The organism is Pseudomonas sp. SDO5271_S396 (genome assembly GCF_054071795.1).
In genome coordinates, this window is the sequence record NZ_JBSVWB010000047.1 from 23,496 (window position 1) to 46,050 (window position 22,555).

17 protein-coding genes are annotated in these 22,555 nt (G+C 62.2%); 16 read left to right on the plus strand and 1 reads right to left on the minus strand.

What is annotated here, in order from left to right:
* The first annotated feature begins 330 nt into the window (after positions 1 to 330).
* The 13 genes from glnE to ACW9IN_RS24560 all read left to right on the plus strand — a co-directional run bounded on the left by glnE (position 331) and on the right by ACW9IN_RS24560 (position 16,109).
* Entirely contained in the window at positions 331 to 3,270 is a 2,940-nt protein-coding gene (glnE, locus tag ACW9IN_RS24500) for a bifunctional [glutamate--ammonia ligase]-adenylyl-L-tyrosine phosphorylase/[glutamate--ammonia-ligase] adenylyltransferase (protein ID WP_457368243.1), read from the plus strand.
* Between the two features lie 250 nt (positions 3,271 to 3,520).
* Positions 3,521 to 4,555, plus strand: coding sequence for a lipopolysaccharide heptosyltransferase II (gene waaF, locus ACW9IN_RS24505; protein ID WP_457368244.1), 1,035 nt, complete (start codon positions 3,521 to 3,523; stop codon positions 4,553 to 4,555).
* 1 nt (position 4,556) lies between these two features.
* Positions 4,557 to 5,618: a lipopolysaccharide heptosyltransferase I gene (gene waaC, locus ACW9IN_RS24510; RefSeq protein WP_457368245.1), complete on the plus strand. Its 1,062-nt coding sequence runs from the start codon at positions 4,557 to 4,559 to the stop codon at positions 5,616 to 5,618.
* Positions 5,618 to 6,742, plus strand: a complete 1,125-nt coding sequence (locus tag ACW9IN_RS24515) for a glycosyltransferase family 4 protein (protein ID WP_457368246.1) — start codon at positions 5,618 to 5,620, stop codon at positions 6,740 to 6,742. Before waaC ends, ACW9IN_RS24515 begins: the two co-directional genes overlap by 1 nt.
* Positions 6,739 to 7,545, plus strand: a complete 807-nt coding sequence (gene rfaP / locus ACW9IN_RS24520) for a lipopolysaccharide core heptose(I) kinase RfaP (RefSeq protein WP_457368247.1) — start codon at positions 6,739 to 6,741, stop codon at positions 7,543 to 7,545. Before ACW9IN_RS24515 ends, rfaP begins: the two co-directional genes overlap by 4 nt.
* Positions 7,545 to 8,279: a lipopolysaccharide kinase InaA family protein gene (locus ACW9IN_RS24525; protein WP_457368248.1), complete on the plus strand. Its 735-nt coding sequence runs from the start codon at positions 7,545 to 7,547 to the stop codon at positions 8,277 to 8,279. Before rfaP ends, ACW9IN_RS24525 begins: the two co-directional genes overlap by 1 nt.
* Positions 8,276 to 9,028, plus strand: coding sequence for a lipopolysaccharide kinase InaA family protein (locus ACW9IN_RS24530; protein WP_457368249.1), 753 nt, complete (start codon positions 8,276 to 8,278; stop codon positions 9,026 to 9,028). The genes ACW9IN_RS24525 and ACW9IN_RS24530 overlap by 4 nt, the downstream gene beginning before the upstream one ends.
* On the plus strand, positions 9,028 to 10,485 hold the full coding sequence (locus ACW9IN_RS24535; RefSeq protein ID WP_457368250.1) for a lipopolysaccharide kinase InaA family protein: 1,458 nt from the start codon (positions 9,028 to 9,030) through the stop codon (positions 10,483 to 10,485). Before ACW9IN_RS24530 ends, ACW9IN_RS24535 begins: the two co-directional genes overlap by 1 nt.
* Positions 10,486 to 10,556: 71 nt before the next feature.
* On the plus strand, positions 10,557 to 11,435 hold the full coding sequence (locus tag ACW9IN_RS24540) for a DUF3800 domain-containing protein (protein WP_457368251.1): 879 nt from the start codon (positions 10,557 to 10,559) through the stop codon (positions 11,433 to 11,435).
* A gap of 304 nt (positions 11,436 to 11,739) precedes the next feature.
* Positions 11,740 to 12,720, plus strand: coding sequence for a sugar ABC transporter substrate-binding protein (locus ACW9IN_RS24545; protein ID WP_457368252.1), 981 nt, complete (start codon positions 11,740 to 11,742; stop codon positions 12,718 to 12,720).
* Complete coding sequence (locus ACW9IN_RS24550; RefSeq protein WP_457368253.1) at positions 12,720 to 14,243, plus strand: sugar ABC transporter ATP-binding protein; 1,524 nt, start codon at positions 12,720 to 12,722, stop codon at positions 14,241 to 14,243. The genes ACW9IN_RS24545 and ACW9IN_RS24550 overlap by 1 nt, the downstream gene beginning before the upstream one ends.
* The gene (locus ACW9IN_RS24555; RefSeq protein WP_457368254.1) at positions 14,236 to 15,186 is read left to right on the plus strand and encodes an ABC transporter permease; all 951 of its coding nucleotides are present in this window, start codon (positions 14,236 to 14,238) and stop codon (positions 15,184 to 15,186) included. Before ACW9IN_RS24550 ends, ACW9IN_RS24555 begins: the two co-directional genes overlap by 8 nt.
* On the plus strand, positions 15,183 to 16,109 hold the full coding sequence (locus tag ACW9IN_RS24560) for an ABC transporter permease (RefSeq protein WP_457368255.1): 927 nt from the start codon (positions 15,183 to 15,185) through the stop codon (positions 16,107 to 16,109). The genes ACW9IN_RS24555 and ACW9IN_RS24560 overlap by 4 nt, the downstream gene beginning before the upstream one ends.
* On the opposite strand, the gene ACW9IN_RS24565 is transcribed toward ACW9IN_RS24560, so the two are convergent.
* Positions 16,110 to 18,194 carry a TonB-dependent receptor family protein gene (locus ACW9IN_RS24565; RefSeq protein WP_457368256.1) on the minus strand — a complete coding sequence of 695 codons (2,085 nt, stop codon included), beginning with the start codon at positions 18,192 to 18,194 and terminating at the stop codon, positions 16,110 to 16,112.
* Positions 18,195 to 18,483: 289 nt separating this feature from the next.
* On the opposite strand from ACW9IN_RS24565, the gene ACW9IN_RS24570 reads away from it, so the two are divergent.
* From ACW9IN_RS24570 to ACW9IN_RS24580, 3 genes are read left to right on the plus strand one after another with little or no spacing between them, the layout of a single operon-like run.
* The gene (locus ACW9IN_RS24570) at positions 18,484 to 20,241 is read left to right on the plus strand and encodes a carbamoyltransferase family protein (protein ID WP_457368257.1); all 1,758 of its coding nucleotides are present in this window, start codon (positions 18,484 to 18,486) and stop codon (positions 20,239 to 20,241) included.
* Positions 20,242 to 21,138, plus strand: coding sequence for an antimicrobial resistance protein Mig-14 (locus tag ACW9IN_RS24575; protein ID WP_457368258.1), 897 nt, complete (start codon positions 20,242 to 20,244; stop codon positions 21,136 to 21,138).
* The gene (locus ACW9IN_RS24580) at positions 21,135 to 22,535 is read left to right on the plus strand and encodes a PIG-L deacetylase family protein (RefSeq protein WP_457368259.1); all 1,401 of its coding nucleotides are present in this window, start codon (positions 21,135 to 21,137) and stop codon (positions 22,533 to 22,535) included. The genes ACW9IN_RS24575 and ACW9IN_RS24580 overlap by 4 nt, the downstream gene beginning before the upstream one ends.
* Positions 22,536 to 22,555 lie beyond the last annotated feature (20 nt).

The window sequence follows — 22,555 nt, forward strand, 5'->3', positions numbered from 1 at the left end:
TGGCCTTGTGGGCAGACGACATGAATTCTTGGATGGCCGAAGGTTGCTTCGGCGTCCTGTAGTTTTACTACAAATCGTCGGCCATTTCAGCCTTTCGAATGTATATACGAGTAGTAAAACTACACAAGACTGAGCGTATGGCTCGGTCTGGCTGGTGAGCATAATCGTTATTGTTGATCTTTTGCGAACAAGAAAAGGTAGAAGTTTAATGTTGCCTGCCAAAATTAATGAATTTTCAGCTATTTCTAACTTTTGTTCGACAGTCCTTCACCAAGCGTGGTCTCTGCCTTCACGGCAACGAGCCATTTATGCGCCGATCAAGGATAGACCATGAGCCTTCCAACACTGGCTGAAATACCGGCCATTCTCCTGCCTTTCGTCAGCCGGGCCGAGCAGTCATTTCGTGACGCCGTGGCCGCGCTGGGCGACGATCATGGACTTTCTGCGTGGACGCCGCAACGGTGGCGCGACTTTGCCCGCGTTTGCGCGGCCAGTGATTTCGTCATTGAACAGAGTGTTCGTGACCCTTTGATGTTGCTGGAGCTGGTGGCCTGGGGCGAACTGGACCGCAGTTATGCACCGGGCGAGTTGTGTGGCCAGTTCGCGGGCGCTGTGCAGCAGGTCGACACCGAAGAGGCGTTGGGCCGGGTATTGCGTCGCCAGCGCACGCGCCAGCAAGTGCGCATCATCTGGCGCGACCTGACGCGCCAGGCCGACCTGGTGCAAACGTGCCGCGACCTCTCCGACATGGCCGACGCCAGTATCGACCAGGCCTATCAATGGCTGTACCAGCGCCATTGCGTGCAGTTCGGTACGCCCACCGGGCGGCGCAGCGGCGAGCCGCAGCACATGGTCATCCTCGGCATGGGCAAGCTGGGTGCGGTGGAACTCAACCTGTCGTCGGATATCGACTTGATCTTCGCCTACCCCGAAGGCGGCGAGACGGTCGGCGTGAAGCGCCCGCTGGATAACCAGGAGTTCTTTATCCGCGTGGGGCAAAAACTGATCAAGGCCCTCGACCCCATGACCGTCGACGGCTTTGTATTCCGCGTCGACATGCGCCTGCGTCCTTACGGCTCGTCGGGCGCGCTGGTGCTCAGCTTCAACGCGCTGGAACAGTATTACCAGGACCAGGGCCGCGACTGGGAACGCTACGCGATGATCAAGGCGCGCGTGGTCGCTGGCGACCAGGTGGCCGGTGCGCAGCTGCTGGAGATGCTGCGGCCCTTCGTTTATCGGCGTTACCTGGATTTTTCCGCCATCGAAGCGTTGCGCACGATGAAGCAACTGATCCAGCAGGAAGTGCGGCGCAAGGGCATGGCCGACAACATCAAGTTGGGCGCGGGCGGCATTCGTGAAGTGGAGTTCATCGCCCAGGCGTTCCAACTGATTCACGGTGGCCGCGACTTGAGCCTGCAGCAACGGCCTTTGCTCAAGGTGCTCGGCACCCTGGAGGGCCAGGGCTACCTGCCGCCGGCGGTGATCGCCGAGCTGCGTGAAGGCTACGAGTTTCTGCGCTACACCGAACATGCGATCCAGGCCATCGCCGACCGCCAGACCCAGATGCTTCCCGACAGCCCTGAAGATCAGGCGCGTATTGCCTTTATGCTCGGCTTTGCAGACTGGGCCGCGTTTCATGAGCGCCTGATGTACTGGCGGGGCCGGGTAGACTGGCATTTCCGCCAGGTGATCGCCGATCCTGACGAAGAAGAGGGCGAAGAAAGCGAGTTGGTCGTGGGCGGAGAGTGGTTGCCTTTGTGGGAAGAATCCCAAGATGAAGAGGCCGCCTGCCGACAATTGGCCGAAGGCGGTTTTACCGATGCGCCCAAGGCACTCAAGGCGCTCGGCAGCCTGCGCAGCAGCCCGCAACTGCGCGCCATGCAACGCCTGGGGCGTGAGCGGCTGGATGCGTTTATCCCGCGCCTGCTCGCCCAGGCCGTCGAACATGCCAACCCGGACCTGGTGCTGGAGCGTGTGTTGCCGCTGGTCGAAGCCGTGGCGCGCCGTTCCGCCTACCTGGTGCTGCTCACGGAAAACCCCGACGCCCTGCGCCGCCTGCTGACCTTGTGCGCCGCCAGCCCGTGGATTGCCGAGCAGATCACCCGTTTCCCGCTGTTGCTGGACGAATTGCTCAACGAAGGCCGCCTGTTCAAGCCTCCGCTGGCGCCGGAACTGGCTGCCGAGCTGCGCGAGCGCCTCACGCGCATCCCCGAGGACGACCTTGAGCAGCAGATGGAAGCCCTGCGTCACTTCAAACTGGCTCACCGTCTGCGGGTGGCCGCGTCGGAAATCGCCGGCAGCCTGCCGTTGATGAAGGTCAGCGACTACCTCACCTGGCTTGCCGAAGCCATCCTCGAACAAGTGCTGGCCCTGGCCTGGCGCCAGACCGTGGCGCGCCACGGTTCGCCGCAGCGCCTGGACGGCACCCTGTGCGATCCCGGGTTCATCATTGTCGGTTATGGGAAAGTCGGCGGGATCGAACTGGGGCATGGTTCCGACCTGGACCTGGTGTTTATCCATGACGGCGACCCCCAGGCGGAAACCGACGGGGCCAAGCCGATCGACGGGGCGCAGTTCTTCACGCGTCTGGGCCAGCGGATCATCCATCTGCTGACCACCCAGACCAACTCCGGCCAGTTGTACGAGGTGGATATGCGCCTGCGGCCTTCCGGGGCGTCGGGCTTGTTGGTGAGTTCATTGGGTGCGTTCGACCGCTATCAACAAAATGAAGCCTGGACCTGGGAGCATCAGGCCTTGATTCGTGCGCGGGTGTTGGTGGGCAGTCAGGATGTGGGCCAGGCGTTCGAGCAGGTGCGGGCCAATGTGCTGGGGCAGCAGCGGGACCTGGAGAAGCTGCGCCAGGAGGTCAGCGAGATGCGCGCCAAGATGCGCGACAACCTGGGCACCAAGGCCACGGCGGCGGGTACCGGCGCCAATGCCTTCGAGCCCGCGGCGGCGTTCGACCTCAAGCAGGACGCCGGAGGTATCGTCGATATTGAATTTATGGTGCAATACGCGGCTTTGGCGTGGTCTGCGCAACATCCTTCGTTGCTGCGCTACACCGACAATATCCGCATCCTGGAGGGCCTGGAGCAGGTCGGGCTGATGTCCGCCGCCGATGCCCACCTGCTGCGTGAGGTGTACAAGGCCTACCGTTCCGCCGCCCACCGCCAGGCCTTGCAAAACGAAGCCGGTACGGTGCCCGGGGACCAGTTTGCCGATGAACGGCGCCAGGTGATGCGAATCTGGAAAGAACTGGGGTTAAGCTGAAACTCGATTAAATGTGGGCCTGGCTTATGTTGAGGTTGGCTTTTGTGGGAGCCGGGCTTGCCCGCGATGCAGGCGCCTCGGTGTATCAGTTGCACCGAGGTGATGCCATCGCAGGCAAGCCAGCTCCCACAAAAGCCCGCTCCCAGATTAAGTCTGGTTCCAAACAAAGCAGTTCCCTGGCCCACCGCGACCTACAGTAATTATCGAGGCGGGGAGGCATAAGCCTCCCCGCATCGTTTGTGGAAACTACATGAATATTCTGATCGTTGGGCCCAGTTGGGTCGGTGACATGGTGATGGCACAGACACTGTTCCAGTGCCTGCGCCAGCGTCATCCGGACTGCCAGATCGACGTGCTCGCCCCCGAGTGGAGCCGGCCGATCCTTGAGCGCATGCCCGAAGTCCGCAAGGCCTTGAGCTTTCCGCTCGGCCATGGCGCGCTCGAACTGGCGACCCGTCGTGGTATCGGCAAGTCCCTGGCCGGCCAGTACGACCAGGCGATCCTGCTGCCCAACTCGCTCAAATCCGCGCTGGTGCCGTATTTTGCCGGCATCCCCAAACGCACCGGCTGGCGCGGCGAGTTCCGCTACATCCTGCTCAACGACGTGCGCACCCTGGACAAAGCGCGCTACCCCTTGATGATCGAGCGCTTCATGGCCCTGGCCTACGAGCCGGGCGCCGAACTGCCCACGCCTTACCCGCGTCCCAGCTTGCAGATCGACCCGGTGACCCGTGACGCGGCCCTGGCCAAGTTCGGCCTGACCCTGGATCGTCCGGTGCTGGCGCTGTGCCCTGGCGCCGAGTTTGGCGAGTCCAAGCGCTGGCCCTCGGAGCACTACGCCAAGGTTGCCGAAACCAAGATCCGCGAAGGTTGGCAGGTGTGGCTGTTCGGCTCGAAAAACGACCATTCGGTGGGCGAAGACATCCGTCAGCGCCTGATCCCGGGCCTGCGCGAGGAGGCGGTGAACCTCAGCGGCGATACGTCCCTGGCCGAGGCCATCGACTTGCTGTCCTGCGCCGATTCGGTGGTGTCCAACGACTCCGGCCTGATGCACGTGGCCGCCGCCCTGAACCGTCCGCTGGTGGCGGTGTACGGCTCCACTTCGCCGGGGTTCACCCCGCCGTTGGCCGACAAGGTCGAAGTGGTGCGCCTGGGGCTGGATTGCAGCCCGTGCTTCGAGCGCACTTGCCGTTTCGGTCACTACAACTGCCTGCGCCAGATGCTGCCGCAACCGGTGAACGATGCCTTGCAACGGTTGCAGGGCTCCGTGGTCGAGGTCCGTTAAGTTGCGGGTTCTGGTAATCAAGACCTCATCCCTGGGCGACGTGATCCATGCCTTGCCGGCCCTCACCGACGCCGCGCGGGCGATTCCCGGTATTCAATTCGACTGGGTGGTGGAAGAAGGCTTTGCCGAGATCCCCACCTGGCACCCGGCGGTGGACAAGGTGATCCCGGTGGCGATCCGCCGCTGGCGCAAGAATATCTGGCAGACCCTCAAGAGCGGCGAATGGCGGCGTTTCAAGCAGCGCATCCAGTCGACCAAGTACGACCTGGTGATCGATGCCCAGGGCCTGCTGAAAAGCGCCTGGCTGACCCGCTACGTACGGGCCCCGGTGGCGGGTTTCGACAAAAACTCTGCCCGCGAACCCATCGCCGCGCGCTTCTACTCGCGCCGCCTGGCCGTGGCCCGTGGGCAACATGCGGTGGAGCGTCTGCGCCAACTGTTCGCCGTGGCCCTGGGTTATGACCTGCCCAAGGCCTTGGGCGACTATGGCTTGAGCGTTGACAAGCTGCCGGGGCTGCCGCCGAAGAAACCCTTTGTCCTGCTGTTGCACGGCACCACCTGGGACACCAAGCACTGGCCCGAAGCCTACTGGCGCGAGCTGGCCGAGCGTATGGAACGCTTGGGCGTCGACGTGAAACTGCCCTGGGGCAATGCCGACGAAAAGGCCCGCGCCGAACGCCTGGCGCGCGGCCTGCCCAATGCCGAAGTGCTGCCCAAATTGAACCTGGCCGGCGTCGCCCGCGTGCTGGCCGGCGCTCGCGCCTGCGTGGCGGTGGACACCGGCCTCGGTCACTTGGCGGCCGCGCTGGATGTGCCGACCATTTCCCTGTTCGGCCCCACCAACCCGGGCCTTACCGGTGCCTACGGCAAGGGCCAGATTCACCTGGGCAGCGATTTTCCCTGTGCGCCGTGCCTGCAAAAAACCTGTACCTATCAACCGACGGCCGACGACTTGCGTCGGTTCGACATCAAGCGCGAGTCGCCCCTGTGCTTCACGCGTCTGAACCCTGAGCGTGTGGCAAGCCGACTGAGCACGTTGTTATTGGCTGAGGAGCTGCACTGATGCAACTGGCTTTTGTGCTGTACAAATATTTCCCCTTCGGTGGCCTGCAGCGCGACTTCATGCGCATCGCCCTGGAGTGCCAGCAGCGCGGCCACCAGATTCGTGTGTACACGCTGATTTGGGAGGGTGACATTCCGCCTGGTTTCGAAGTGCTGGTGGCACCGGTCAAGGCGTTCTTCAACCATCGACGCAACGAAAAACTCAGCGCGTGGATGGAAGGCGACCTGGCCAAACGCCCGGTGGACCGCCTGATCGGCTTCAACAAAATGCCCGGCCTGGACGTGTACTACGCCGCCGACGGCTGCTTCGAAGACAAGGCGCAAAACCTGCGCCATGGGCTGTACCGTTATTTTGGTCGCTACAAGCACTTTGCCGAGTACGAGCGCGCGGTGTTCGCCCGGGACGCCAAAACCGAAGTCCTGATGATTTCCGAAGTGCAGCAGCCCTTGTTCATCAAGCACTACGACACCCCGCTGGAGCGCTTCCACCTGCTGCCGCCGGGCATTGCCCAGGATCGTCGTGCACCGGCGAATGCGGCTGAAATCCGCGAAGGTTTCCGCCAGGAATTCAATCTGGGTGACGATGACCTGCTGCTGGTGCAGATTGGCTCGGGCTTCAAGACCAAGGGCGTCGACCGCAGCCTCAAGGCCTTGGCCGCGCTGCCTGCGGAGCTTAAAAAACGTACGCGCCTGTTTGTAATCGGTCAGGACGACCCCAAAGTATTTCAGCTGCAAAGTGCAACCCTGGGATTGGGCGATAACGTGCAGTTCCTCAAAGGGCGCAGCGATATCCCGCGTTTCCTGCTGGGCGCCGATCTGTTGATCCACCCGGCGTACAACGAGAACACCGGCACCGTCTTGCTCGAAGCCCTGGTGGCCGGGTTGCCGGTGCTGGTCTCTGCGGTGTGTGGTTATGCCCATTACATCGCCGAGGCCGATAGTGGGTTGGTGCTGGATGAGCCGTTCGAACAGAGCCAGCTCAACCAATACCTGACGCACATGCTCACCGACACTGCACAGCGCGCGGCCTGGGGCCGCAATGGGTTGGCCTTCGCCGAGACGGCCGACCTCTACAGCATGCCGCAGCACGCTGCGGATGTGATTCTGGCGGAGCCGAACCGATGAAGTTGATTCTTGCCGAACCGTTCAAGACGCTCTGGGCCGGGCGTGACGCCTTCGCCGAGGTCGAGAAGCTGCAAGGCGAAGTGTTTCGTGAGCTGGCGGCGCGCCGCACATTGCGTACCGTGGTGGATGGCCGCCCGTATTTCGTCAAGATCCACCGGGGCATTGGCTGGGGCGAGATCTTCAAGAACCTGATCACCGCCAAGCTGCCGGTGTTGGGCGCCGGCCTGGAATGGGCTGCCATCCATCGCTTGCAGGAACTCGGTGTGCCAACCATGACCGGCGTGGCCTTTGGCGAGAAGGGCAGCAACCCGGCGGACCAGCATTCGTTCATCATTACCGAAGAGCTGGCACCGACCATCAGCCTCGAAGACCTGACAATCCATTGGGCCACCGAGCGGCCTGCGCCGGCCTTGCGTCACGCGCTGACGGCAGCGCTGGCCCACACGGTAGGCGAGATGCATCGCGGCGGCGTGAACCATCGCGATTGCTACCTGTGCCACTTCCTGCTGGACACCGCCCGGCCCATCGACGCGAACCGCATCAAGCTGTCGGTGATTGACCTGCACCGTGCCCAGTTGCGTGCCCATCTGCCGCTGCGCTGGCGCGACAAGGACCTTTCCGCGCTGTACTACTCGGCGCTGGAAATCGGCCTGACCCGCCACGACAAGCTGCGCTTCCTCAAGGGCTACTTCCGCCAGCCGCTGCGCCAGATTCTGGCCGAGCAATCGGCCTCCCTGAATCTGCTGCAACGCAAGGCCGACAAGCTGTATGCACGCAAGCAACGCTACGGAGATGCGATCTGATGGCGGGTTGGAACCTGGAACCTGCCTATGCCGCCTTGGCGGATGATTTCGGAAGCCTCGAGGCCGTGTTCGCCCTGCAAGGCGAGCGCCTGACCCGCGACCCGTTGTCGGAAGTAATCCGGGTGCAGCGCGGCGGGGTCAATTACTACGTCAAGCGTTACACCGGCGCCGGCAAGGGCCTGCGCCGTTACCTGGGCAAGCCTCGGGTGAAGTCCGAGTGGCAGAACCTCAAGCGTTTCGCCAAATGGGGCATTCCCACCGCCGACGTGGTGGCCTGGGGGCTGGAACGCAAGGGCCTGGCCTACGACCGTGGGGCGATGATCACCCGCGAACTGCCTAAAACCGAAGACCTGTCGGCCCTGGCCGAGCGCCATGACGCCCGCCTCAAGGACCCCAAGTGGGTCGATGTGGTCAGCCGTCAGCTCGCCGAATACACCCGCACCATGCACGAGCACCGCTTCACCCATAACGATCTGAAGTGGCGCAACCTGCTGATCGACGACCAGTCGACCCTGTATCTGATCGATTGCCCCAACGGTGATTTCTGGCGCGGCTTCTGGCTCAAATACCGCATTACCAAGGACCTGGCGTGCCTGGACAAGGTCGCCAAGTATCATTTGTCGGCCACCCAGCGCCTGCGTTTCTACATGCAATATCGCCAGCGCACGCACCTGACGGCGTCAGACAAACAGCGAATTCGCCATGTGGTGAAGTTTTTCGAGGGACGCGAATGAGTGACTTCCTGGCGGCCGATGACCGTGCTCTGCTGGAGCGCAACGGCCTGGCTACGTTCGATGCTCTGTGGGCCAAGCAACTGGATGCGGTGGACGAGCCGAACACCAGTCGTGGTGGCTGGAGCAGCGTGTTTCGCCTGGAGCTTGAAGGTCAGGGCTACTACCTCAAGCGCCAGAGCAACTACCTGACGCGCACCCTGCACCGGCCCTTTGGCGAGCCGAGTTTCGCCCGCGAGTTTCGCAATATCAGCCGCTACCGCGAACTGGGTATCCCGGCGTTGCAGGCGGCGTTCTTCGGCGAGCGCAAGGTCAATGGCGAGCGCCACGCGATGCTGCTGACCCGTGCCCTGGACGGCTGGAGTGACCTCGACTCCTTGTTGGAGCAGTGGTCGCAGCTGAGTGATGCCCAGCAGCAGGCGATCCTGTCGGCATGCGGCCAGTTGGCGCGTCGGCTGCACAGCGTGGGCCAAGTGCATGGCTGTTTCTACCCCAAGCATATTTTCATGCAGGCCAGCGGTGACGGTTACGCCGCGCAGTTGATCGACCTGGAGAAAACCCGCCCGCTGCTGTTCGGCTGGCGTGATCGGGTCAAGGATTTGGAACCGTTGTTGCGTCGCGCGCCACAATGGTCGGATGCCCAGGTGCGCCAACTGTTGGCCGCTTATCTGGAGCAGCCCGCGGACAGCTCGCTGGTAGCTACCTGGTACCAGCGCCTGAACGCCCGCCGTAGCCACAAGGAAAACCGTTGATGCGTTTGTCCGAGCTGAAAACTGCCGGTCGCACCCCCCATTTGCCCTTGACCCTGGAGCTTGCCGATGCGGCGGGCCCCGGTCAGTTGCAGCTGTTGAACCTGCTGCGCGTGTTGCCGGGCGAACGCTACGTGGGCGCTGCGGTCTGGCGCGGTCGCCCGGTGCTGGCCAAGCTGCTGGTGGGCAATAAAGCCGCGCGGCATTTTCAGCGTGAGCGAGCGGGCGTGCGCCTGCTGGCCGAACAGGGCCTGACCACGCCATTGCTGCTGGCCGACGGCTTGCAGGAAGGCGAGGGCGGTTGGCTGTTGTTCGAATTTATCGAGGGGGCCGAAAGCCTGGCCGATGCCTGGCAGGCCGTTGAACACCTGCCGCCGTTGGCTGACGAGCAAACGGCCGTATTGGCCGAAGCGCTGGGCGCGATTGCCCGGATGCATACCCAGGGCTTGTGGCAGGAAGACCTTCACCTGGACAACCTGCTGCGCCAGGACGGCAAGCTGTATTTGATCGATGGCGCGGGGATTCGAGTCGAAGAAGCCGGCAAGCCGCTGTCGCGCAACCGTGTGCTGGAAAACCTCGGGGTGTTTTTCGCCCAGTTGCCGAAGAACCTCGAACCGTTTACCGAAGAGTTGCTGGTGTATTACCTGCTGGCCAACGGCGAACATGCCTTGCCGCTGGAGGCCCTGGAAAAGCAGGTGCGCAAGGTGAGTGCCTGGCGCCTGAAGGACTTTCTGAGCAAGGTTGGCCGCGAGTGCACGCTGTTCAGCGTGCTGCGCGGGCCGTTTGCCTTGCGTGCTATCCGTCGCGAGGAAGAAGCCGCGATGCTGCCGGTGCTCGAGCAGGCCGATGTGTTGCTCGATCAGGGTCATCTCTTCAAGACCGGCGGCGCCGCGACGGTGGCCAAGGCCGAGGTAGCAGGGCGTGCCTTGGTGATCAAACGCTACAACATCAAGGGTTTCGTACATTGGCTCAAGCGCTTCTGGCGCCCGAGCCGGGCCTGGCATTCCTGGCGCGAAGGCAATCGCCTGGCGTTTCTCGGCATCGCCACGCCCAAGCCGCTGGCGGTGCTGGAGAAGCGCTTTTTCTGGCTGCGCAGCCGTGCCTACCTGGTGACCGAACTCATCACGGGCCCGGACATCATCGAGCGTTTCGCGCCCTACGTCGAAAGCGGTGATGCGCCGGAAAACGAACTGCTGGCCCTGGATCACCTCTTCGCCGAACTGATCCGCGAGCGCATCAGCCATGGTGATTTCAAAGGCCACAACCTGTTCTGGGATACGGATCGCTGGTCGCTGATCGACCTGGATGCCATGTGTCAGCACAGCTCCGACGCCAGCTTCGCCCCGGCGTACGCCAAGGACCGCGCGCGGTTCATGCGCAACTGGCCTGAGAGCAGCGCGTTGTACCAACTGATCGATCAGCGGCTGCCTAAAGAAAGTCAGTCTGGTGGCCCTCTGTAGCAAGGCCGCAGGGCAATATGAATGTTGATGCGTGACTCGGAGAACACGCAAACAACAGGATTGGGCATCCCATGGCAGATGAAAAATTAACCTTCTCTCAGTTCATCCTGTTTGAAAGTGAGACTGAGGCTGAGCGCGTTGCAGACGATATTGCAGTGAAGCCACCCAAAGGGGGGGTCAGCGACTTCGTCGTGTACGTGGATGAAAGTGGTGATCATGGAATGCAGACGTTGGATGCCCACTATCCCATGTTTGTTTTGGCCTTCTGTGTTTTCCATAAGCGGCATTACTGCGAGAAGGTCATCCCTGCCCTTCAAAAGTTTAAGTTCAATCATATGGGCCATGATCTTGTTGGCCTGCATGAGCTGGAAATTCGCAAGGAAAAGGGGGCCTTCTCAAACGTTTTCGTTTCTCGCCAGCACAAACATGCTTTCCTCGAAGAACTGACCAGCATCATTGAGTCGAGCAATTTCGTTCTGATCAGTTGCGTGATTGATAAGGCCGCTCTTCGGGAGCAGCAAGGCCCAGTCCATAACCCCTACCATCTGGCGCTGGGGTTTTGCCTTGAGACCCTTCACGAGTTTCTCCAAGAGAAAAATCAGCAGAACGCACTGACTCATGTGATTTTCGAGCGCCGAGGACGTAAAGAAGATAACGAGCTTGAGTTGGAGTTTCGTCGGATGTGCGCCGGAGCCAATCGCTTGGGTCATTGCCTGCCGCTCGATATCGTGTTCGCGACCAAGCAGGTCAACTCCACGGGGCTGCAACTTGCAGATCTCGTCGCGAGACCCATAGGTATGAGCGTTCTACGGCGGGGCCAGGAAAACCGTGCCTTTGATGTACTCAAACGCAAGTTCTACTGCAGTGGAGGGCGAAGCAGGGTCGGCGAGGGTTTTGAAAATTGGGGGTTGAAGGTTTTCCCCGCTGCAGAAAGCGAAAAGCCCCGATGAAACTCACCGAGGCTATAGCGCCGACCGGGATCCCCCAGTCCATTTGTGCCCGATCCTATGCTTGCGATTTTTGAGTGTCAACGCAGGCGATTTAGTCGCAATGTATAAGCCCTGTGAAACCTGGGATGTGAATTAGCAGTGGCAAGTGTTGCGTGGGCAACACTGATCGGGCAGTTGTGCTCAGGAATGACAGTCAATGTTCATTCACTCTTTTTATCCTGCTGATTTAACACGATAAAAATCCTGGCACGGGCTCTGCAATGCCATCGGGTGAACCCTTTCACCGGTGGCTCAGGAGCCCTGTATGCCTTCCCGCCTTTCCTCGTTTTCCCGTTTGATCTGCCTCGGCACTGCCCTTTTGCTGAGCGGCGCAGCTCTCGCCGCAGAGGGTGATGATGCCGTGCCGTCCCTGGCTGGCAAGCGCATCGCCGTGAGCATGACGGGTACCAGTCACTACTTCGATATCAAGGCGTTCCAGGCGCAGGTCGATGAGATCAAGCGCTTGGGCGGCACGCCCATCACCCTCGATGCCGGGCGCAATGACAAGAATCTGGTGACTCAGTTGCAAACCGTGGTCACCCAGAAACCCGACGCGGTGATCCAGACCCTGGGCACCCTTAGCGTGATCGACCCCTGGCTCAAGCGCATCAGCAAGGCCGGCATCCCGTTGTTCACCATCGATGCGCCGTCGCAATACAGCCTCAACAACACCACCTCGGATAACGTCGCCACTGGCAAAGCGCTGGCCGATCAGTTGATCAAGGATGCCGGCGGCAAGGGCAAGATCCTGGTATTCAATGGCTTTTACGGCGTACCCGTGTGCGCGATCCGTTATGACCAGTTGAAGCTGGCGCTCAAGGATTACCCGCAGCTGGAAATCATCCAGCCGGAGCTGCGCGACGTCATCCCCAATACCGTGCAGGACGCTTACTCCCAAGTGTCGGCGTTACTCAACAAATACCCGGCGGGCAGCGTGTCGGCGATCTGGTCGGCCTGGGATATTCCGCAACTGGGCGCGAGCAAGGCGTTGATCGATGCCAAGCGCACCGAGATCAAGACCTATGGCGTCGACGGTACCCCGGAAGTGCTGGCGCTGTTGGGGCAGGCGAATTCGCCGGTCGGCGCCGTGGTGGCGCAGCAACCGGCACTGATCGGCAAGACCGCCGTGCAGAACGTGGCGCGTTACCTGGCCGGTCAGCGGGACTTGCCCAAGGAGACCCATGTCCCCACCTTGCTGACCACCGCCGCCAACCTGGCACAGGTCCAGCAACTGCGGGGTGACTGATGACGGCGCTGCACCTGCAGAATCTGCACAAACGCTTTGGTGCCACCTTGGCGCTGGACGATGCCAGCCTCAAGGTCGAGCGCGGCACCATCCACGGTCTGGTAGGCGAGAACGGTGCAGGCAAGTCGACCCTGATCAAGATCCTGGCGGGTATCCACAAGGCAGACGCAGGGCAGGTGAGTATCGACGGGCAGTCGTATGCAACGTTGTCACCGCGCCAGGTAGACGCGCTGGGCGTGCAGTTCATCCATCAGGAACGGTTGTTGCCCGCAAGTTTTACCGTGGGCGAGGCGCTGTTTTTCGGGCATGAACTGCGCTGGGGGCCGTTTGTGGACCGGCGTCGACAGCAGCGTGAAGCAGAGCGCTTGCTGGTGGAATATTTTGATCTGAAGTTGCCTGCCGGCGCCTTGGTGGACGAGTTGAACAGTGCCGAACGCCAGGTGCTGCAAATCACCCGGGCGCTGATTCGCCAGCCGAAAATCCTGGTGTTCGACGAACCCAGCGTGGCGCTGGTCAAGCGTGAAGTCGACCAGTTGTTGCGCATTGTCAAACGATTGCGCGAGCAAGGGCTGTCGATTCTCTACATCTCCCATTACCTGCAAGAGATCGAAAGCCTGTGCGATGAAGTCACGGTGCTGCGCAATGGCCGGGATGTGGCGGTGGTGGCGCCTCGGCAGACGTCCAGCGCAGAAATTGCGCGGCTGATGGTCAACCGTGAAGTGCAAGAGATGTACCCCAAGGCCAGAGTCGAGTTGGGCGAACCGTTGTTGCAGGTACGCGGGCTGAGCCTGGCGCGGCGCTACCGGCAGATTGACCTTGAGGTGCGCCGCGGTGAAATCGTTGGCGTGACAGGGCTGGTGGGTTCGGGGGCCAAGGCGTTGTTCAAGACGTTGTTTGGCGTAGTGCACGCCGACAGCGGCAGCATTCAGCTCGATGGGCGGTTGGTGCGCCTGCGTTCGCCCGGCCAGGCGATCGCGGCCGGCATTGCCCTGGTGCCGGAAGAGCGTCGCAGCCAAGGGATTTCTCCGGTGTTGTCGGTGCTGGAAAACCTCACGCTGGCAGGGCTCGCGCGGTTCAGTCGCGGTGGCGTATTGAGCCGCCGCAAGGAGCACGCAGAAAGCCTGCGCTTGATCGACGAGCTGGCCATCAAGGCGCCTGGGCCCTACGCGGCGGTCAGCCAGCTCAGCGGCGGCAATCAGCAGAAAGTCGCCCTGGGTAAATGGCTGAGTCGGCGCTCGGCGGTGTATCTGTTGGATGAGCCGTGTGTGGGCGTGGACGTCGGCGCCAAAGTGGAAATTTATCGATTGATCGGGCGTTTGGTCGAAGAGGGCGCGGCGGTGTTGGTGTTGTCATCGGACTTGCCGGAATTGCTCGGCATCAGTGATCGAATCGTGGTGTTGCACCGCGGCGAGATTGCCGGTGAGTTCCGCGCGGGGGAGGTCGACAGCGACCGGTTGCTGGCCTGCGCCACGGGTGCCGTGTCAGTACCGGCTGCACCCGTGCAGGAGGTCGAGCATGCTTGAGGCACTGTTGCGACGGGGTTCGGCGGGGGCTTTTCTGGTGATCCTGGCGGGGTTTGCGCTGGCGGCGCCGAACTTTCTGTCGCTGGGCAACCTGGCCAATGTGTTCAGCCAATCAGCGATCCTCGGTGTACTGGCGTTCGGGCTGACGTGCGTGATGATCGGCGGCGGCTCGAATGCGGTGGCCGGCGGGCTGGACTTGTCATTGGCGGCCAACCTGGGCTTGTGCGCGGCGGTGTTCAGTCGCCTCAACAACAGCGGTCTGGAGCTGGGTTTCACCGTGTTATTGACCCTGGGGTGTGGCCTGGCGGTGGGCCTGGTCAATGGCCTGGCCGTGGTGGTGCTGCGCTTGCCGCCGTTGCTGGCGACCCTGGCAAGCATGAATGTCGTGGCCGGGCTGGAACTGGTGCTGACGGAAAATACCGTGGTGTCCACCGACTCGCCGCTGCTGGACCTGCTCAGTGGCGGAACCTGGCTGGGCGTACCGGCCCTGGCCTGGGTGCTGCTGATCAGCGCCGGTGTGCTGACCTTGCTGATCCAGCATTCCGCCTACGGCTTGCGCCTGCATGCGGTGGGTGAATACCCGCAGGCGGCGCAAGCGGCAGGTATTCGCGTGCCGGGCTACGTGTTGTCGAGTTACGCGTTGTCGGGTGTCTGCGCGGCGGTGGCGGCCTTGTGTTCGGCGGCGTTCTTCAGCGGCAGCACAACGGGCTCCGGGGACATGCTGTTGTCGGTGGTGGCCATCGCTTTTCTCGGCGTGGTGTTTTCCCGGCGGCTGATCGCGAGTATTCCGGGCACGTTGTTGGCGGCGTTGTTGATCGGTTTTTTGATCAACGGCTTTCAACTGCTCAATGTGTCGAGTTTCTGGGTCAACGGCGTGCAGGGCGTATTGATCCTGCTGGTGGTGGCGGCTTCCAGTGCGTTAAGCCGGGGAGCCCGATCATGAAGCTGCGCACGCTGTTGCCATTGACCTTGCCGCTGGTGTTTGCGCTGATCGTGCTGGTATTTGCCGTGCAGGCACCGGGGTTCCTGAGTGGCGGCAACCTGAAGAGCCTGGTGCTGAACAACTTTGTGCTGCTGGCGATTGTCGCCATCGGCATGACCTATGCCGTGGCCGCTGGCGGTATCGACTTGTCAGTGGGCACCGCGCTGGATTTCGCCAGTTTCAGCTTCGTGGTGCTGCTCAATGCCGGGCACGGCTGGGCGCTCGCTGCTTCGGGCGCACTGGCTGCTGCGCTGCTGGTGGGGGGGATCAACGCCGGTTTGATCGCCGGGCTGCGGATAAGTCCGTTTCTCGCCACCTTGGGCACGTTGTTTATCGGTACCAGTGCCCAGCAATTGCTGTCGGACGGTGGCCAGCCGATCTACATCGCCCAGGGCCTGGCCCCCGAGCTGACGGGGCTGACGCCTTTGCTCATTGTGCTGGGGCTGGCGCTGTTCTACGGCCTGACTTTGGCGCGGGGTCGTCTGGGCCGCGAACTGCTGGCCCAGGGCACCCAGCCCTTGCTGGCGTATTACTCGGGGTTGTCGATGCGACGGATCGTCTCCGTCGTGGCGCTGGCGACGGCGCTGGCCTGCGGTGTGGCGGGGGTGTTGCTCAGCTCGACGGTCAGCGCCTATGTGCCATTGTCCGGCAATGCATTTCTGCTCAACGCGATTGGTGCGGTGTTCATCGGCACCACCTTGAGCCGCCAAGGCCGAGCCAATATCCCCGGTACCCTGCTCGGCGTGCTGTTCATCAATGTCATCGCCAACGGCCTGCTGCTGATCGGCTGGAATTTCTACTGGCAGCAGGTGGCCACTGGTGTGTTGATCTTTATCGTGCTGACTTTCAGCTTCGCCAGTCGACGCCTGCTGGAGCGGTACTGATCAGAAGCGGTATTCGGCGCCTGCCCCCGCATACCACGAGCGCCCCGGCGCGGCTTCGTAGTAGCGCCCATTACCGTCGCCGACGATCACCGAACCGACGTATTGGCGGTCGAGCAGGTTGTCCAGGCGCAGGGTCTGGTGGAAGGTCCAGTGTTCGACCTTCTGCTCGAAGCGGGCGCGCCAGTTGAACACGCTGTAGCCGGGTGCGGCGCGTTGCGTGTTGGTGTCTTCGACATAGACCTGGCTGCGGTACAGGCCTTCGAGGGCGGTACTGACCCAGTCCCGGGGCTTCCAGCTCAACTCGGCAAACAAGGTGGTCTGCGGCACGCCCGGCAAGTCGTTGCCTTTATCGACGGCGGTCGCGCCGCCGCTGACGAAGTCACTGTCGTAGGTCGCTTGCAGGCGCGTATAGGCGAGGTTGGCGGCCCACTGTGCGCTGAGCCGGCTTTCGATGCCCAGTTCGAAGCCCCGGCGCAGGGTGCGGCCGGCATTCTGGTAGGTGGTACGACCGCCGAAGGACTGTTGCACCACCAACTCGTCCTCGGTGGTGATCTGGAACAGCGCCGCGTTGATGCGTGTGTCCTGGCCGACACGCGCTTTCAAGCCGATTTCATATTGTTTGCTGACCGATGGCTTGAGCGCAAAGTTGAAACCGTTGACGGTGCTGGAATACGCCGACTCGGCCTGGGTCGGGGTTTCAAACCCCTTGCCTGCGCTGACGTAGCCATGCAGGTCCGGGGTGAAGGCATACATGACGCTGACTGACGGCGTGTTCTTCTGGTAGGTCTTGTTGCCGCTGTCATTGCCGTCGCTGAGGAAGTGGTCATCCACGTCCATGGTCATGGTGCTGTGGCGCAGGCCGGCTTGCAGGGTCCAGTCGCCGAGCAGCCAGTTGGCCTGCACGAACGGGTCGAGGCTGGTGGCAGTGTCGATTTCATCGCGACCCAGGGCGCCCTTGACGCCGTGCACGCCGTTGACGGTATTGGAATACCCTTGGCGGTCATCCTGGCTGCGGTCGTAGTCGAGGCCGGTGATCAGGGTCAGGTCGCCGGGAGCGCTGGCAATGGATTGCAGCCAGTGGACGGAACCGCCGTAGAATTTTCGCTCGAAGTCGACGACGCCGCCGCGTTTATCGGCGGCAGTGCCGCTCGGGATCGACAGGTACTGAATCACGCTCCGACGCCCTGTGTACGCATTCACCTGCAGGGTCGCATCGCCGATATAGCGCACGTAATTCATGCCGATTTGCTGATGATCGATACTTTTTCGCGTGTTGTATTGCAGCGCCGCCGGTGCCACCGAGCGCGGGTCGGCCTTGTACGCGGCCCAGGTCTGCCCCAGCGGGTCCTGAGTGCCGTTCTGCTCCAGGCTGCTGTAGATCAGCGCCAGTGTGCTGTCGTCATCCGGCTGGACGTTGAGCTTGGCAAAGGTCTGGTCGCGGCGCGCGCTGCTGTGGTCGCGGTAGCCGTCGGTGTCCATGCGCGAAGCGTCGAGCACGAAACCGGCGCCGTTCGCCGCACCTTCGGCGGTGAGGTGGTTTTTATTCAGGCCGTCGCTGCCCACCAGGGTTTCGGCGCCGATGCGCGGCGGGCCTTCGCCATCGCGGGAGAACATCTGGATCACCCCGCCGGCATTGCTGCCGTATAACGTGGCGGCAGGGCCGCGCAGCACCTCGATGCGCTCGGCGGTATCGAGGTTGAAGGTGGCCGCCTGGCCCTGACCGTCCGGAGTGCTGGCGGGGATGCCGTCGGCAATCAGCTTGATGCCGCGCACGCCAAACGCCGAGCGGGCGCCGAAGCCCCGGGAGGATATTTGCAGGTCCTGGGCATAATTCTGGCGGTTCTGCACCACCAGGCCGGGCACACGGGCCAGTGCTTCGGAGGCGTTGATACCCAATTGACCGTCGCTGATCTGTTCGCGATCGATACCGTCCACCGAATACGGCAGGTCAAAGGTCGGGCTGGCGCTGCGCGAGCCGGTGACGACGCTGGGGTCGAGGATCAGCGGGGCGTCATCGGCCCATATCGGGTCGCTCAGTGCGAGCAGGCCAGGTAGCAGCAGGGTGAGGCGGGCGAGGGTTTTCATGGGCAGCCGAAGTCCGTGGCGCATAGGTCATAAACGCGCAAAAGGGCGCGAGTTTAGTGGCTGGGTCGATTTTTACCATTTCGGATTTTTCTCACGCGATGGATGGAGGCGTCTGTCTGAGGGATATCGCCGCTTCGGGGCAGTGACAACGGGCCACTACATTCCCTAGATCATCACGCCGCCTGTTTACGCTATAATCCCGCCCTTTAGCTGTTTCTCGCCCAGGCGAGAGGCACACTTTTTTCAGGCGCAACCCGCCTGCATGCAGACTAAAAGAGGCTAGACCCCTGTGGCATTGACGATTCTTGGCCTGTCCGGCGCCCTTAGCCATGATCCTTCCGCAGCCCTGTATATCGACGGCAAGCTGATTGCGGCCGCCGAAGAAGAGCGCTTCGTACGCGACAAACATGCAAAGAACCGCATGCCCTACGAGTCGGCGAAGTTCTGCCTGGAACAGGCCGGCATCAAGCCTTCCGACGTTGACGTAGTGGCGATCCCGTTCGCTCCGATCAGCCTGTTCGGTGAGGCGCGCTGGCACTACGCCAAGCGTTACTGGTACGCCCCGGACCGCGCCCTCGACGCGATCCTGATGGGCAACCGTCGTTACAAGCGCTATCGCAACAAGATCGTCTGGTGCCTGGAGCAACTGGGCTTCGATCCGAAGAAAATCAAGATCGAACCGGTTGAACACCACCTGGCCCACGCTTCCAGTGCTTACCACTGCTCCGGCTTCCAGGAGAAAACCGCGATCCTCGGCATCGACGGTAAAGGCGAGTACGCCACCACGTTCTTCGGCTACGGCGAAAACGGCAAGATCCACAAGCTCAAGGAGTTCTACGATCCGGACTCCCTGGGCGGCCTGTACGGCGCAATCACCGAGTTCCTCGGTTTCGAGATGCTCGACGGCGAGTTCAAGGTCATGGGCATGGCGCCGTACGGCGATGCCAGCAAATACGATTTCTCGCGCCTCGCCTCCTTTGAGAACGGCGAACTGGTGATCAACACCGAGTACGCCAACGTCATCGGCCTGCGTCGCTATAAAGAGAAGGGCAAGGGGTTCTACTTCTCGCCGAAGCTGATCGAGTGGCTGGGTCCGAAACGCGAAGGCGACATCGCCGACGAACCGTACATCCACTACGCGGCCAGCATGCAGGCACTGTTCGAGAAGCTGGCTTTGCAGATGATCGACCACTACCTGGGCGACATCCTCAAGGAAACCGGCAAGCTGGCATTCGCTGGCGGCTGCGCGCTGAACGTCAAGCTGAACCAGAAGATCATCGCCCGTGACGACGTGAAAGAGCTGTTTGTACAGCCGGCGTCCGGCGACGCCGGTACCGCGGTGGGCGCGGCGGCCTATGTGTCCCATGCCCGGGGTGTGCCGGTGGAAAAGATGGAACACGTCTACCTCGGCCCGTCCTACAGCAACGAAGACGTGATTGCCGCGTGCGCCAGGCACGAGAGCAAGCCGAACTGGCGCAAGATCGAGAATATGCCCCAGCGCATCGCCAAGATCATGGTCGACGGCAATCCGGTGGCCTGGTTCCAGGGCCGCATGGAGTTTGGTCCGCGTGCGTTGGGCGGTCGTTCGATCATCGGTTGCCCAAGCGCCACCGGCGTGGCGGACCGTATCAACCACCAGATCAAGTTCCGCGAGCGCTGGAGGCCTTTCTGCCCATCGATGCTCGACACCGTGGCCCCGCAGATGATCAAGGTCGATCACCCGGCGCCCTTCATGACCTTCACCTTTGAAGTGGCTGAAGAGTGGAAGACCCGCGTGCCGGAAGTGGTGCACGAAGACGGTACGTCCCGCGCCCAGGTGCTCAAGCGCGAATACAACCCGCGCTACTACGACATGATGAAAGAGCTGGAAGTGCTGACCGGTAACGGTGTGTCCCTGAACACCTCGCTCAACCGTCGCGGCGAAGCGATGATCTGCTCGCCGACCGACGCGCTGAACATGTTCTTCGGCTCCGACCTGCAGTACCTGATCATGGAAGACATCCTGGTCGTCAAGGACGGCGTGGACCCTTATGACGCTGTGGTCTAAATGCTGAACCGCTTCCAGGGCTGGCGTGAACGTGGCTGGGCGCCTGTCGAGGCCGAGGTTTACGCCCAGGCCTGGCAGCGTTTTGGCGGCAGCGTGGCGACCCATCCCCTGATCGTCGAGCGGCTGGCGGACCTGGCGCAGATTCCGGTGCGGTACCTGGGCTGGGAACAGGATGGCGAACTCAAGGGCGCGATTGCCACCTGGGGTCGCGACCTCGCGCTGTCCAAGGACGTGCTCAAGCGCAACGGCAAGAAAGGCCTGTTCGATCTGGGCAATGCCGAGATCATCCTGCCGATTGCTGCCCAGGCGCAGGTGCCCGTACGCCACCGTGGGCGCTACTTGTCGGCGCTCAATGAAGGACGCATCAGCACCCTCAAGCCCCAGGCCGAGCAATTGGCCATGGCGCGTACCCCTGAAGACCTGTCGAAGAAGTTTCGCTACAACCAGCGCCGCGAATTGCGTTTGCTGGAAGAGGCGGGCGGCGTGGTGCGGGCGGTGAGCGAGTTTTCCAGCGCTGAACTGGCGGCGATCTACTGCGATTTGTTCCAGCGGCGCTGGGGATTTGCGGCTACCGGTGCCGAGCGCCTGGCCGAAGTGCTGGAGCTGCTCAAGGAGTTTTTGATCGGCTCGGTGCTGTTTCTCAACGAGGCGCCCATTGCTGTGCAACTGGTGTACCGCGTCGAAGCGCCCGAATGGGTGAGCATCGAGTACGTCAACGGCGGAGTCGACCCTGAAACCCGCGCTTTCAGCCCCGGCAGTGTGTTGAGCTTCCTCAACACGCAAAGTGCCTGGGAACAGGCGCGCGCACTGAATAAACCCCTGCGTTTTTCCTTTGGCCGCGCCGACCGTGAATACAAAGAGCGGTGGTGCAACCCCGTGCCGGTGTTCAGCCTATGAGCCGTAAACAGCAATTGCTCAAGCGCCACCGGCGCAACAAACGTGTGGCGCTGTTGGTCGCCTTGCTGGGCTTGGTGGTGGTGGGCGTGCTGGTGGCCTGGTGGCTGCCGCTGGTGCTGGCGGTGGTGTTGTGGGCCGCCCACGAAGCCTGGTTTGCCGACCATCTGTTCTATTCGCCCCAGGAGGATTACCAGTACCGCTTCCCGGCAGACAGCCAGTCGACCCCCTTGCGCCTGGCGGCCGGCCGTCTGGTTGCGCAGGCGCCGCTGAGCCTGGAAGGCGATGAGACGCTGATCGTCGAAGTGCAGCTTAAAAGCACCTGGCTGGGGCGTTTTCTCGACCCTGCGGTGGAGTTGTCCGGCGATCGGCAAGTGTTCGAACGTGGGGTGGCTGGCAAACGTTACCTGAACCTCACGGGCTCGGCGCAGGCACTGGCCGCCGGTGAGTTGAGCCTGCGCAGCCGTTACTGCCGCGTGGTCGGCGACCTCACCCTGTGGGTGTTCCGTCAACCGGATTACGCCCGCCAGCGGGTCATGGTGATCGCGCCCCATGCCGATGATGCCGAGCTGGCCGCCTTCGATCTGTATGGCCAGGCGGATGAAAGCTGGATCGTGACGCTGACGGCGGGTGAGATCGAGGCCGAACACTATCAGCAGATGGGCATGCCCAAGGCCGACGCTGCGCGGACCAAGGGGCTCTTGCGCGCCTGGGACAGCATTGCCGTACCGCGTTGGGCGGGGGTTCCCGAGGCACACTGCGTGCAGTTGGGCTATTTTTGCCTGCAACTGCCGGCAATGCGCGCCACGCCGGATCAGCCGCAGGCCTCCCGCGAGGCGGGCATGGACGATACACGGCTGTTCCGCCGGTTCAACGCATTCCCGTTGCCGGGCGATGTCGATGGCGCGCCGACCTGGCTCAATCTGATTGCAGACCTTCGGGCGCTGCTGCTCAAGGCGCGCCCCGAGGTGATTGTGCTGCCGACGCCGGTGCTTGACCCGCACCCGGACCACATCTACGCACATACGGCGGTGGTCGAGGCGCTGGAAGGGCTTGAATGGCAACCGAGCACGCTGCTCGGTTACGCCAACCATCTGCACGATAATGACCGCTGGCCCATGGGCGACTCCGGTGCGGGAGTGGCCTTGCCGCCACAGTTTGATACTGATCAAGTGCTGGAGCCGTGCTGCCGGGTGCTATCGTTGCGCCGCCAGCAGGACAAGGCCATGGCGTTGGGCATGATGCATGACTTGCAGCCGCGCCCGCCGTTCAAGCGTCGTGTGCGCCGTCTGTTGCAGCGCGTGCTGGCAGGTCGTGGCCCATCGCCTTATGGGGAGAATGAGTTCTTCCGCAAGGCTGTGCGGCGTCACGAACTGCTTTGGGTCCTGAAGCAGGACTGAGTCTTTATCTTTTCGTTGGG